The organism is Corynebacterium sp. TAE3-ERU30, from assembly GCF_019209925.1.
GTDB classification, from domain to species: Bacteria; Actinomycetota; Actinomycetes; order Mycobacteriales; family Mycobacteriaceae; genus Corynebacterium; species Corynebacterium megadyptis.
The window spans coordinates 38,602-52,465 of sequence record NZ_JAHUTO010000005.1; the positions used below are offsets into that span (position 1 = coordinate 38,602).

A 13,864-nucleotide genomic window follows, 5' to 3' on the forward strand; every position below is an offset into this window, starting at 1 on the left:
CGTGGTCGGTCCCAGAACATCCGCCACATGGCCCTCACCACCGCGATGGGCGTGGTCGATGGTCTCGCCATGCTGGCGCTACTGCCTACGGCAATGACGATGGCCGTCGGCGGCACGAGTTGGGGCTTCGACCTCACCACGTGGTTATTCATCCTGGCTGGCCTTGCACTCATCAGCGCAGTACTGCGTTATCGATCAGCCATCGTGGGCTATGACGTCGCCCTCGATTTGATTACGAGCCTGCACCACCGCCTTGGCGACCGCTTAGCTGCCCTGCCGCTTGGCTGGTTCCGCTCGGAGCGCACCGGTGGGCTATCCCAGCTGGTCACCGATGGATTCATGTCCATTGGCCAAACACTGGCACACATGATGGCCACCATCTTAAGCAATGCCGCAACGATGCTCGTCATCGTCATCGGCGCATGGTTCTGGGACCCCACATTAGGACTGGCCCTCACCGCCTTCATCCCCGTGGTACTCCTCGTCAATGGACTAGCCCAGTGGCTAAAAGCGAAGTCCACGGCCAATGTCGTACCGAAGACACGCGAGGTATCCCATCGCATTGTGGAATTTTCTGCCTGCCAGCCGGCATTACGCGCGGCGGGCCGATCGAGTGAATTCGCCCCACTGCGTCAGGCCACCGAGGCCGAAGACAAGGCCCGGCTGCGGGATTTGTGGATGTCACTGGTGCCGATTGCGCTGGCAGGAGGTGTCGTGCAGATGGTCCTGGTGGTGATGATCTCAGCGACCGCGAGCCTCGCGATCAACGACACCCTAGGCCCATTGCAGACCATTGCCATTATCGGCCTTACCTTGCGATACAGCCAGGTACTCAATGCGCTGATGGACACGCTCATCGGCATGGACATGGCGCGGGCACCATTGGATCAAGCCATGGAGATTCTCGATGCCGAGGTTCTCTCTGAGCCATCCGCAGAAGCCGAGCTCCCCTCCCCTGGGGAGATCGAGTTCGACAACGTCAGTTTTGGCTACGACGCCGAGAGCCCGGTCATCCACGACCTGTCCTTTAGCGTCCCGCCGCGCACCATGGTGGCCCTGGTGGGGCCTTCGGGTTCTGGTAAAACCACTGTTGCCCGGCTTATTTCTCGCTTCTGGGATGTTGATTCCGGTGTCGTTCGCGTCGGTGGCGTCGATGTGCGCGATCAGACCACCGAGCAGCTCATGCGACAGATCTCCATGGTGTTTCAGGACGTCTACCTCTTCGATGACACCCTGATGGAAAATATCCGCGTCGGCCGGGAAGGAGCGAGCGACGATGAGGTGAAACAAGCAGCTGCTCTCACTGGGGTGACATCTATTGCCGAGCGACTGCCCGATGGGTGGAATGCTCGTGTGGGTGAGGGCGGCCGATCCCTCTCCGGCGGCGAACGGCAACGCGTCTCGGTCGCCCGCGCCCTACTCAAAAAAGCACCCATCGTGCTCCTCGACGAAGCAACCAGCGCCCTCGACGCAGAAAACGAAGCCAACATCGTTGCCAGCGTCGACAAGCTCCGCGACGAAGCAACAGTACTCGTCATCGCACACAAACTCGACACCGTACGCGAAGCAGACAACATCATCGTACTCAGCGACGACGGCCACATCGCCGAACACGGCACCCACACCGAACTCTACGCAGCCAACGGACCCTACCGCCGCTTCTGGAACCGCCGCGAAGCAGCCTCCGGCTGGAGCATCACCACCCAAAGCTAAACGGCGCCCAGTGCGTTCCCCAGGCGGGGCGCACTGGGCACTCCAGTTCTCGGCATTCTCGACGCACCAGTGCCCCGCGGCGCGGGATGAACCACAGCAGCTTCGCGGACGAGATGGCCGCTAAGAGCGTCCGTGAGGCGATGTCCCTGCTGTGCGCACTATTGGTGCTGATTAGGGGTGTTTAGCGCACCCGCTTGGACACCACTGCGGTGGTGTCCTTTTTCTTTGTCTTTATGCACCACGCAATGATCGCGATGCCGAGGATCGTGGTGAGCACCGAGCCCTCGAGGCCGAACTCACCACCGTTGAGCAGTGCACTGCCGCTCGGAGCCGAGGACACGATGGAACCGGGTAGGACGTTGCCGGAGACGTGCGATCCGTAGAGCATGGCGAGCACGAAGTTCCAGCCGCTGTGCCAGCCGGCGACGAACCAGGCGTTACCTGTGCGCCAGTACATCGTGCCGAATACGACGCCGTAGAGCACCAAGTTCACCAGACCGAAGATGGTCAGGTTCGGGTTGTTCAGGTGGATGAATGCGAAGAGGATCGACGAGAGGCCGATAGCGCCTGCCACAGTGATCCGCGCGGCATAAGCTGGGATGAGGAAGAAACGAAAGAGCAATTCCTCGAAGAATCCTTGGAACGCAAAGAAGACAGCCGCAAGCAGAAGCATCCACAGTTCGTTCGCCTTCATGGTGAACGTGACATCGAGGGCCCCGACGAGCACGTTGAGCAGGTAGACGATGGTCACCGCGGCGAAGCCGAAACCGACACCCGTGATCCAGGTGCCGAAGCGGTTCTCTCGAACCATGCCCAGATCGGGCAGCCGCAACCGAAACACCTTGGTGAGCAGCAGAAGGCACAGGAGGACAGCAAGGATGCGCCCGAGGGTGGAGCCTATGTTGATCGGGGACATCACAGCTAGGGAGGAGACACTGGCAGAAAGGTCACCCATGATCCCGACGAGGATGTCGCTACAGAACACCACGACCATGACGAGAATCGTGGGAACAATGACACTGATGATGAGGTTTCGTGTGCGCCACGGGGCTAGGCGTTCATCGAAATCCACCGCCGGTATGAGGGGTGTCTTATTTTTCGGCAGTGCATGCCGTACCGAATGGGAGTCGTGTGGTTCTGTTGTCGGCGACAAGGGAAATGTCCATTCTCTGCGGGAAAGAGCCGCGGTAAACACCTAGCGCTCTCACCGGAATGCAATGGGAGCGATAGGTCTGGCTGCTGGATAGGCGCACTCCTAGGTCTATGACCTCGAGGAAGAAAGTGACGTCCTACTACCCACCACGCTACACATCCAGAACGGTGATCAGCGGTTCTGCTCGGCGGGCTTATGTAAGGTGCAGCAGGAAATCTCCAGCATCTCCTCGCCACTGCCCCTCCCTATTACGTTATTCGCGCCCCAAAAGTGAGAATAATCTCGCGTATAAGACACTTTCATCGAGGCAATGAGAGCTGCTGTGAGTCGGCGAGCCGCTGGGGTGAGGAGCGTCATAGTCACAACCCTGGGGTGCCCAGCTCTGTGCACGCGGCCGCAGCGGGCAGAGCGGCGACGTAGTGCACACCATGAGCCCCATCGCAGCGAACGTGCGAATCATCCACGAGGCTCTGGAGAAGGCCATCATCACTCGGCGATACAGTCCCACCGACAGAATCTGGCGACAACACACAGCACCGTGATGCCCCATGCCCTCAGCCGAAAAACTAGTCCTGTGCTCCTGCTCGACATCGGCCGAGCAGCGCCATCCACCATGGAGGGGTGTTCGCCGAGAGGGATAGCTCACATGGCCTGCCGGAGACGAGCAGACGATGACAGAATCACTGAAGCTGTGCGTCACGTTCAACAGCGCCCTTCAACCAACACCCGAAGCAGAAAGAGGAGACAGCAACAATGGCGACATACGCAGAGCCGTCGATGCTGAAGGAATGGCACGAGATCTTGGGGCTTCCGACTGACGAGGACTCGATCGAGGAAGCCTGGCAGGAACTGCTGGACAGGACCGGAGAAGCAATCTACGAAGCGACCGAGAACGCGAAGGCGAACTGGGCGAAGCAGAATCCGGGGCAACGGCTGGACGAGAACGTCGACGAGTGGATGAAGATTCACGAACAGGCGCACTACATCGGGAGCGAACTAGTTCTCGACGAGATGTACCTCGAGCCGATCAGGGCTCTCCGGATGCAGCAGATGCAGGAGGAAGAAGCCGAGGAGTTCGATCCGGACAAGTCTCCGATGGAGGCCGACAGCTGGGAGGAGTACTACCGGCTGGTGGACGCGCGCTACGGCAAGTCTGGAGCAGGAAAGATGTACTAGAAGACGCGCCAACGCTGCGACATGTTTCAAAGTGAATGGAGAGTGGCGCCCATATCCTACAAGAAATCGCGCAGTAAGAAACCTCTGGACTTCAATGCGAACCCTAAGATTCTCGAAAGGAGGTACTGCGGCAGGATTCAAACCTACAACCTTCGAGTTAAGGCCTTGAACCGGGCCGATACATTACACATCTTTTTAACTCACAAGTCACAAGAACTTGTGTTATTGCAATGCCGGCTACATGCTTGGACACTTTCTGCTGTGTTGCTCAGCCGCCATGAACATTGCCTGTTTCAATCACCAGCTAAAGAACTTAGCAAACTCTATGAGCAACGGCACCCTACGTTGTGCCTATCTCACTTCGAGGTAGCTGATCGCAACTACCGCTCGATGGATATTTGTGGGCACGCATCGGGCTAAGAACGCCTGTTTATCCGCTCACACTATTTTTACCTGAAACAGATTAATAAAGGTAAAAACAATGCACCCACCTTACGCCAGTCTGACCCCAAGGGGATTAGTCGCATTCTAAAATGCAAAAGACGAATGGCGGGCAAACTTTTTACCCCGCGGATGATAAGCACTAAACGTTTATAAATGACCATCCACCGAGCGTGGATGTACACTAAAACCGCACACAACCTTGAACGCGGACAGCCTTCTGATAAACACATCCCACAATTGCCTTACTACATACCCACATCCTGAATAACCTATACATAGATTCATGCAGCTACAGCAATGGTGGCAAATACCGAGAATCACTCTACCCATATGCCCACTTTACGTAAAACGCCCTGCGCGCATGAAGGCACTTACGGGACATTGATCCGACATTTTCCAGCTATACCAACTCTTCCTGATGCCGAAACTTCAATGTGCGAAATAGAACTATTCGGTATCCCCGTGGGAAGTTGCATTTCTGTCTGCATACTGTCCATCTCAAAATGCTGCTGTATCGCAGAGTCAAACTCCGAAGATTTGCCGTTTGGGACTAAGGAGATAGTCACTTCATCCCCCGGCTGACCATGGTATGTAATGGTAGCAGTCGGCTTCTCCAGGTCTATCCGGACCACGGACCCATCACATTTCCCGTCATCAGTGACACTACCGAGTATTGGCTCATCGGACCCTCTCGCCCCGGAATTCGACACCCCATTATCATTCACCATTGAATCTAATACGGCCGATTCGTCAGCTGAAGTTGAGCACCCACTGGCTAGCATCAGGACCCCAATAAGGGACACTAACGCAAGCAAATGACGTTTTAATTCCATCATCAATCATACCTTTTTCGCATTGCATATCATTCGGAAAAGGAATCCGACGGAGTACCGTTACCATCAAAAATAACGAAATCCCCTAGGGAAAGCGACATGGGATTCCCCTCTCCCCATACTTCTTTCATAGCACCCTACGTTATTAGGGTAACTCTCGGAGCACGAACTACCAAAAGTTACATTGAACAACTCCGCATACGTGCCAACCAAGCAATGAACCCCAGAATTAATCATTACACCCCTAGCTATATCACGCCCCACATACCTTTCGATAGCCAGCAATAGCCCTAGGGTTCTTTACTCCAGATTCTATTCCGGCAGCAAATAGACGTATTCCAATTCGTCTAGTTAGCCATGTAGGTCTTCCGTACATAAAAACCCCGCAGGCGCCAGTGTGCTGTACCAGCACATCCGAGTGAGCCTTCTCTACATCTCGTAGACTCAGGATCAACACATCGCCCGTACATGTACACCCATGTATACACCACCAGCGGTAGTTTGAGAGAGGGTTTGGCTGGCTGGCTCTCTCCGACTGGGCACGCGGGAGGACCTTCAAAACGTCTCGACATTATATGGCGTAGTGAGGCGTTTCCTGCAGCCCCAGACCCCAGCATGATCTCAAACCTAGATTAAACGGCTCATCTCTATCTAGAGTGCGTAGCGTCCTAGCTACATGCTTGGGGTTGCCCCGAGTAGTGGCCCAATTTTCTCTGATATTGACATCACTGACCTTCTCCCCCAGAAGCTATCCGCACAGCAAGAAACCCCCGACTTCCAATCGGAAGCCGAGGGTTCTCGGAAAGTGGTAGCGGGGGCAGGATTCGAACCTACGACCTCTGGGTTATGAGCCCAGCGAGCTACCGAGCTGCTCCACCCCGCGTCGGGTGCATATATGCACTTGTTGCTGTTCCACGCCTTGCGGCCTGTCTCAGCGACGTGTGATAACTATACAGAGGAATAGCGCAGCATCCAAATCGCTCTGTGTACTGCGGATTCTCGGCACTACCCCGCTGGGATAAACCACACTAGACAGCCCAGCCCATACCCGGCGCGCACCACCGCACACACTTCCCCAAGAACCGCCGCACACCACCGCACACCGCCGCACACCGCCGCACACCACCTCAAACACCAGCGCCCACAACCCCGCAGGGCTGTGGGCGCTCTAAGCGGCGTACTACCTAGCGTTATAGGGCGCTAGTTCTGGTAGTTCTCCTGGTAGTCACGCACCGCATCATCGAGTTCGTCGAGGGCACGACCGTACTCTTCGTTCGAACCATTGCGGGCGTCTTGCAGGTTCTCGAGGGCACGGTTGATGCGATCAATGGCTTCGCCCTGATCGCCGCTTCCGCTAGCAGGACCGCTCGGGGTGTCCGTGCTGTCATCCTTCCTATCTTCGGCGGATGCTTCCTCGTCCTTCTTCCCGTCCTCGGGCGTGGCATCGTCCTTGCCAGCGTCGACGGTCTCGGCCTCATCTAGGTCGGCGGCTTCCTTCGGGTCGATACCCACTTGGTCGAGGGCCTCGGCGATGGTGGGCGCGTAGCCCACCTTGCCGTTGTAGGAGATCAGTACGCGGAGCAGCTTCGGGAAGGCCGAGGCCTGGTCCTTACGCTGGGTGTACACCGGCTCCACGTAGAGGATCTCTCCCCCGCCCACCGGCAGGGTGAGGAGGTTACCGTCGATCACCTTGTTGGTGCGCTCCCAGAGGGAACGGTCACGCGCGATCTGATCGGAGGAGATCATGGTGTCCTGCGCTTGGCGCGGACCCTGCGTCTGGGTGTTCGTCGGCAGCACACGCAGCGTGATGTGGCCATAGTTGTCCGGGTCGGAGGACACCGCCATGTGTGCGGAGAGGAACTCGCGCTTCAGACCACGGAAGGAGGTGATCATCTGGAAGCTGGGCTCGCCCGTCTTCGGGTCGGCGGCCACCACATAGTAGGGCGGCTGGGCCAGTTGGCGTCCCTCGTTGCCGCCAGCTTGTTCGCTGGTGCGGGTTTCCGTTGCGGTCGGATCCGTGGGCACAGACCAGAACGCGTCGTTGTTGAAGAACACGCCAGGATCATCCACGTGGTAGCGAGTCATCAGCTCGCGCTGCACCTTGAAAAGATCCTCGGGGAAGCGCATGTGGTCCATGATCTCGGGAGAAATCTCGGACTTCGGCTTCACCGTATTCGGGAAGATATCGCTCCAGGCCTTGAGCACGGGATCCTGCTCGTCGAAGGCATAGAGCTGAACATCGCCGTCATAGGCGTCCACCACTGCCTTCACCGAGTTGCGGATATAGCTGACCTGATCGTTGAAGAGCAGCTGGTTAGTTCCCTCGGGGTTGCGGGCATCCTCGGTGACGTTGGTCAGCGAGGTGCGTTCCGCATAGGGAAGGTTCGCGAGGGTGGTGTAGCCGTCCACGATCCACTTGATGCGTCCATCCACCACAGCCGGGTAGGTCTTGGAGTCGGTGGTCAGCCACGGCGCCACCTTCTTCACGCGCTCGCGCGGGTCACGGTTGAAGATAATCTTCGAATCGCTGCCCACTCGATCGGAGAGCAAGAGGTTGAGCTCCTGGTAGCGCAGCGCGAAGGCAGCACGGTTGAACATGTTGCCCACGTCCACGCCGCCCTTGCCGTCGTAGGTGAAGCGGTCGGTGTCGGTGTCGTACTCCACTGGGCCGGCGCCGGTATCGCCCACGATGGAGTAGTCCACATTGGCGGGGACCTCACTGATCACCGGGCCGTAGTAGGTACGTGGCTGCTTCGCCTCGATACCGAGCTTCTTTACTTCTTCATCGTTGCGGTTTTGCTTCAGCGCCTGCAGATCGGAGACGTTGTACACGGGATAGCCGCCGCGGGTGGATCCCACATCGCGGGCCACCTCATCCACCTGGTTGGCGGGGGCGGCAATGAAGCCATTGCCGTGGGTGTAGACGGTGTGGCGGTTAATCCAGTCGCGCTGGTTATCACTCAGCGCGTTCGGGTCCATCTCGCGGACGGTCACCACATAGTCGCGCAGCTCCCCATCGGTGGTGTAGCGGTCGATGGCGAGGGTGTCGGGGAAGCCATAGAAGTTACGCAGCTGTTGCTGCTGGGTGAAGGTGGCGGCAAGCACCTCGGGGTCGAGGAGGCGGATATTGGACAGGGTGGCGCGGTCATTGGCCACCTCTTCGTCGGTAGCGCCCTTTGCTCCCCAGTTCTCCATGTAGGTGACGTTGTCGTCGGTGAGGTTATAGGCGTAGCGCGTGGAGTCGATATTGCGCTGGATGTACTCGCGCTCCTTCTCCGCACGGTTCGGCTTCACCGAGAACTCTTCAATAATCAGCGGATAGGCCGTTCCGATCACCACTGCAGAGAGCACCATCAGGCCGGTGGCGAGCGCGGGAATGCGGAGGTCCTTGAGCACCACCGCGGAGAAGAACGCAATGGCCACCACGATGCCGATCACCATGAGCAGGATCTTGGCGGGCAGGATCGCGTTGATATCGGTGTAGCCACCGCCGGTGAACGTTTCGTTCCTGCTAAAGAGCAGCGAGTAGCGCTCGAGATAGTAGCCTGCTACCTTCACCAGCATCCACAGCCCGGCGGTCACGGTCAGCTGCACCTGGGCGGAGGTGGAAATAGAGGCACGCACCCCCGTCATGCGGTTGCCCACACGGATACCTCCCAGGAGGTAGTGCCCGATGAGGCCGATGAAGAACGCGATGATGAGAAATACCGACAGGTAGGACACGATCAGCTGCAGCATGGGCAGCACAAAGGCGTAGAAGCCGAGGTCGTGGCCGAATTGCGGATCGGTTTCGCCGAAGCTTTCTCGGGAGAAGAACATCAACACGGTGCGCCACTCGCGCTGCAGCGCGAAGCCGCTGAACAGTCCCAGCAGCACCGGCAGCCCGACGAGCACACCCCGCAGGGAGGATTCCAGCACTTTGCGGTACTGGTGGATCGGGTTATTCGGATCGATCGCCTCCAGGGAGTCGGGGCGATTCTTATAGGTGACGTATCCGGCGATGAACGCTATGCCCCCGGCGAGGATGGCGCCCACAAAGAACAAGGCGATGCGGCTGAGCACTACCTTGGTGAACACTCCGGTGAAATCTACTTCCTGAAACCACAGCCAGTCGGTGTAGAAGCCGACGACCATGGGGGCGATCACCACAAGAGCGATAATGATGCCTAAGGTCCAGCTGAGGGCCTTCGGTGGGCGTTTAATGGGCGGGCCGGACGAGGGCCGCTTATTCGACAACGCTATTCTCCTTGATGCACATTGTTAGGTTAAGTCACGCTCTATCAACTACGGTTCCCGTACCGTTGGGCGCGGGAGTGAGTCCGTGCGAGCGTGGGCGAGGCCAGCCAGCGGATGCGGTGCACATAGTGACGTGTGTGGACCCCCTCATGCTGCTCGAGGACGTCCCGCAGCCACACCCAGCTCCGGCACATCTCACACTCATATCTACCAAAACTGCATAGACAGTTCACCACATTACGTAATCCAAGGAAGCCATGAGCAATCACGACGAATCTGCAGCCACCTATCTTCTGCCGCAGGCCCTCAACAAGGCCATGCTGGAGGCAGTCGAGTTCATTCACGCCGAGGGCTGGGACGCCACCCCTACCCTGTTCGCGCTCGTTCCTCGCGAGAGGCTTATCGACGCTCTCCCGGAGGACATCGATGACTCGCCCTTCGTTCTCGTGGTGCAGGATAATCTTCCCGAGCACATCCAGCCGGGCTCCGAGGAACTCGGCGATTATATTGCCCGCATCATGTGGCCCGAGGGCGTGGAGGGCGCGGTGCTCGCCCAAGAGATCATGTTTAAAGACAGCGCAGAGCACGCGGATACGACGGCCCGCCCGGCACGGCTGTTCTCTGGTGTGGTGCGCGGCGGAAGCGATCTGACGCTGCTGCAGCTGCGCCCCACCGAGGAGGAGCTGGAGGCCAAGGGGGCCTTCGCGGAGGACGATATTGAGCTCCGCGGCGGCGCCGGGGTGGCCCCGGGCGTAATCGCCGCGCTGCGCTATTCCTTCGAGGAGAATGTGGACTAGGCCCCGCTCCCACCGCGGGCAACAAGATTCCAAGCGGCCGGTATGCGTGAACTAGCATGGGTGGTGCGCTGTGCTCTAGCTCAATGGTCTTAGATAGCGTGCGCATCGATTGTGCATCCACGCGGAGGAAAAACACTGTCATGAAAGATTCTCGGATTCTGCCCCTGATGGCACTCGCCCTCACTGCTGCGCTCACGGCGGCGGGATGCTCGGGGTCGGGCGAGGCCTCGGATGTAGCGGAGAGCTCCTCCAGTTCCACGACCTCGACCCGCACCTCGGAAACATCCTCGGCAAAGAGCGAAGACAGCACCGAGACGGCGTCGACAAGCACAACGAGCAGCACCGATACACGGGACTTTAAGGATGCCTCCATCGGTAGGGCCTATGAGAAGTACGGCGATCTGGCGCCGCGGGAGCTCTTTGAGCAGCTCAATGACTGCCAGCCGAATGGCCTGCCGAATTCGATCACGTGCACCGGCCCGAAGGTGGGCACGTTCCAGTTCATGAGTTCCAAGCCGAAGTCGATGTCGGTGATGCAGGCGCTGACCGAGTTTTCGAATTCGCAGGTGGTGGACAAGTCCGAGGATCGCGTGGTCGGCTGGTCCATTATGGGCACCACGGCGATTGTCACCGTGGTGAATAAGGACAAGGGCCTGATTCTGCAGCAGATGGTGTCCACCGATGATGTGGATCCGGAAGAGCGCATCTATGAGCTGGGGCTTGCCGAGAAACCGGGGACCGCGGAGAGCGAGCCTACGGAGCCTGAGGAGCAGGACTCCGATAACGCGGCTGCTGCCGATGACGAGGAGAACAACGCAGACTCCGAGGACTAAGAACTCCGCGTCCTAGGACCGAAGGCCCAAGCGGCGGCTAGTCACAGGTGGGATAGTCGCCGCCATTTTTATAGGCCTGCATGGACTCGATGGCGCCGGCGAGATCGGTGACCTTGATGATGTCCATATCGCCGTGATCGCCCTTGAGCGCCTCCGCGCAATTAGCTTCCGGGGCGAGGAATACCTCCGCGCCGGCATCTCGGTGGGCGGCGGTGACCTTATGCTGGATGCCGCCAATGGGGCCGACGGTGCCGTCATTACTAATGGTTCCGGTGCCGGCGACATGCAAGGAGGCATTGATGTCTTCGGCAGAGAGCTTCTCCACCACGGCGAGGGTGAAGATCAGCCCCGCGGAGGGGCCGCCGACGTCCTCGAGATGGAAATCCACATCGAGGTTATCGCCCGGAACTGCGCTCATCACAATGCCCAGCAGTGGCGTGCCCGGGGCGCGGGGGTTATCCCCCAGCTCCACGGTGACGGTCTGTTCTGTGCCGTCCTCATCACGCAGGGTCACGGTGACCTCATCGCCCACCTCATGAGACTGCACCGCCTCGCGGGCCTGCTCGGGCGTGGTCATTGGGGTGTCATCGATCGCGAGCAGCACCTGGCCTGGCTGCACCTTGCCCTCGGCGGCGGAGCCCTCGGCCACGGAGAGCACCTCTACCTCGGTGGGGCGGTTGAGATAACCCATCGCCGCCACCACCGCCGCCGATTCGGAATCCACAAAGGCCTGCTGGTTGATCTCACGGACTTCTTCTTCCGTCTTATCCCGCGGAAACACTGCCTCGATCGGCACGATCGTGTCATCACTGAACAACCAGCGCCCCATGGTTTGGGCCAGCGACATATTGTGGCGCACCACCACCGTGGTCATATCGAGGCTGCCCGTGGTCGTCTGGGTGGGCGCTCCCGTGATCTCCACGACCGGCTCCCCGGAAAACTCCGAGAGCACATCGTAGGTGGGGCCGGGCCCCTCGGCGGCATAGGGCACCGTCAGCGAGATGTCGGTGCCAGGAACGTGATCGAGGTTGGCGAGCACGGCGAGCACCACCACTGGAATGGCGCCGTAGGTCAAGGTGCGCTTACGAGGATTCACGACTGACCACATTACCTTCCCCACAGCACGAGGCTTCAACACTCGCGGCTCACGCCCTGTTCGCTCTCAGCGTGGCTGTCTCGCTAGCAAGCCCAACTCCGTGCGCGGTAGATTTGGTGCCATGAGCCGTAACGGATTTGGATTTTCTTTTGGTAATGAAGACGATGACGATGACCGCCGTCGGGATGACCAATCGCCCTTTGGCATGTTCTTTTCCGGAGGCTCGGGGGATGACCCCAAGTTTGTATCCGGTGGTTTAGGCGACATGCTCAACCAGTTTGGGCAGATGCTCAGCGATATGGGCTCGAGTATGAACGACCCCAACTCGGAGGGGCCGGTGAATTATAGCCTTGCCGAGCGTATCGCCCGCCAAGCCGCGGGATCGCCGGGCCCGGTACGGGCGAATGACGCCGAGGCCGTCCGGGAATCGGTGCGGCTAGCGGAGCTGTGGCTTGACGACGCCACCCAGCTGCCCACCTCGGAAGCCTCGGTGCAGGCGTGGAACGCCCACGATTGGCTCGAGCACACGCTGCCCATGTGGAAGCGTTTTGTGACGCCTGTGGCCGAGCAGATGAACGAGGCGCAATTCGATAATGTGCCCGAGGAGGCCAAGGAGATGATCGCGCCGATGCGCGGCATGCTCTCTCGGATGTCCTCCATGAATTTCGGTATGCAATTGGGTAATGCGCTCGGCGAGCTCGCCACCCAGGCGCTCACCGGCTCGGACTTTGGGCTGCCCGTGGCCCCGCGCGATACCACCGCGGTGCTGCCGCAGAATCTGCAGACCATGTCCAAGGATCTCGGAGTACCCGCCCAGGAAGCGCTGGTCTATCTCTGCGCCCGCGAAGCCGCCCGGCAGCGCCTATTCAAGCACGTGCCCTGGCTGGTGGAGCGTCTCGTTTCCTCGGTGGAGGAGTACGCCGCCGGTCTCGTGATCGACACCTCCAATGTGGAAGAGGCGATGCGCGAAATCCAGACCGAGGCCCAGGACCCCGAGGGCATCCAAGAGGCCATGGCCCGGCTGCAGGGCATGGACCTCTCCCCCACGGTCACCTCCCGCAACGCTGCCGCGGTCAGCCGTTTGGAAACGATGCTCGCTCTCGTCGAAGGCTGGGTGGAGCTCGTGGTCACCGAAGCCATGGGCGATCGCGTGCCCTCGACCGCGGCGATGAATGAGGCATGGCGCCGCCGACGCGCCACCGGCGGCTCCGCCGAAAAGGCCTTTGCCAAGGTGGTGGGCATCGAATTCGCCGCCCCCAAGGTGGCCGAGGCCCAGGAGCTGTGGCGCCGCGTGGAAACCGCCGTGGGTATCGAACGCCGCGACGCGGTGTGGGATCACCCCGACTTCCTGCCCGTGGCCGAGGACTTGGATAACTCCGCCGAGTTCATCGACGGCCTGCTGGATTCCGAGGACTCCGGCGATTTCGATCCCATCGCCGAGATCGCCAAGCTCGAAGAGGAACTCGCCCGCGAGGCCGAGAACACGGACTCCGGCGCTGCAGATGCGGACGCCAAGGATGCGGACGCTCAGGACAGCGACGATAAGGACGAGGATGATAAGGACAGCGGCCGCGACGCCTAGC

The 13,864-nt window shown here is 59.4% G+C and carries 8 protein-coding genes and 1 tRNA gene; 5 read left to right on the forward strand and 4 right to left on the reverse strand.

The annotated features are described in order from the left end of the window. Window positions 1–27 precede the first annotated feature (27 nt). Entirely contained in the window at window positions 28–1,713 is a 1,686-nt protein-coding gene (locus tag KR227_RS09955) for an ABC transporter ATP-binding protein (protein WP_370625233.1), read from the forward strand. Between the two features lie 181 nt (window positions 1,714–1,894). Here KR227_RS09955 and KR227_RS10930 read toward each other — a convergent pair whose 3' ends face one another. Then, window positions 1,895–2,785, reverse strand: a complete 891-nt coding sequence (locus KR227_RS10930; protein WP_218365196.1) for a CPBP family intramembrane glutamic endopeptidase — start codon at window positions 2,783–2,785, stop codon at window positions 1,895–1,897. An 834-nt stretch (window positions 2,786–3,619) separates the two neighbouring features. On the opposite strand from KR227_RS10930, the gene KR227_RS09965 reads away from it, so the two are divergent. After that, entirely contained in the window at window positions 3,620–4,042 is a 423-nt protein-coding gene (locus tag KR227_RS09965) for a hypothetical protein (RefSeq protein WP_218365197.1), read from the forward strand. Between the two features lie 2,083 nt (window positions 4,043–6,125). Here the strand turns inward: KR227_RS09965 and KR227_RS09970 are convergent. Beyond that, window positions 6,126–6,202, reverse strand: a tRNA-Met gene (locus tag KR227_RS09970). Window positions 6,203–6,519: 317 nt separating this feature from the next. Further along, window positions 6,520–9,561: a UPF0182 family protein gene (locus tag KR227_RS09975; RefSeq protein ID WP_370625234.1), complete on the reverse strand. Its 3,042-nt coding sequence runs from the start codon at window positions 9,559–9,561 to the stop codon at window positions 6,520–6,522. A gap of 251 nt (window positions 9,562–9,812) precedes the next feature. Between KR227_RS09975 and KR227_RS09980 the strand changes: the two genes are divergently transcribed. Further along, entirely contained in the window at window positions 9,813–10,352 is a 540-nt protein-coding gene (locus tag KR227_RS09980) for a PPA1309 family protein (protein WP_151550039.1), read from the forward strand. 140 nt (window positions 10,353–10,492) lie between these two features. Next, on the forward strand, window positions 10,493–11,185 hold the full coding sequence (locus KR227_RS09985) for a hypothetical protein (RefSeq protein ID WP_218365199.1): 693 nt from the start codon (window positions 10,493–10,495) through the stop codon (window positions 11,183–11,185). Window positions 11,186–11,222: 37 nt separating this feature from the next. Here KR227_RS09985 and KR227_RS09990 read toward each other — a convergent pair whose 3' ends face one another. After that, window positions 11,223–12,281 (reverse strand): PDZ domain-containing protein, encoded by a 1,059-nt coding sequence (locus KR227_RS09990; RefSeq protein ID WP_370625222.1) that lies wholly within the window; start codon window positions 12,279–12,281, stop codon window positions 11,223–11,225. Between the two features lie 121 nt (window positions 12,282–12,402). Here KR227_RS09990 and KR227_RS09995 point away from each other — a divergent pair, with 121 nt between their 5' ends. Continuing rightward, window positions 12,403–13,863, forward strand: coding sequence for a zinc-dependent metalloprotease (locus KR227_RS09995; RefSeq protein ID WP_218365201.1), 1,461 nt, complete (start codon window positions 12,403–12,405; stop codon window positions 13,861–13,863). The last annotated feature ends 1 nt before the right edge of the window (window position 13,864 follow it).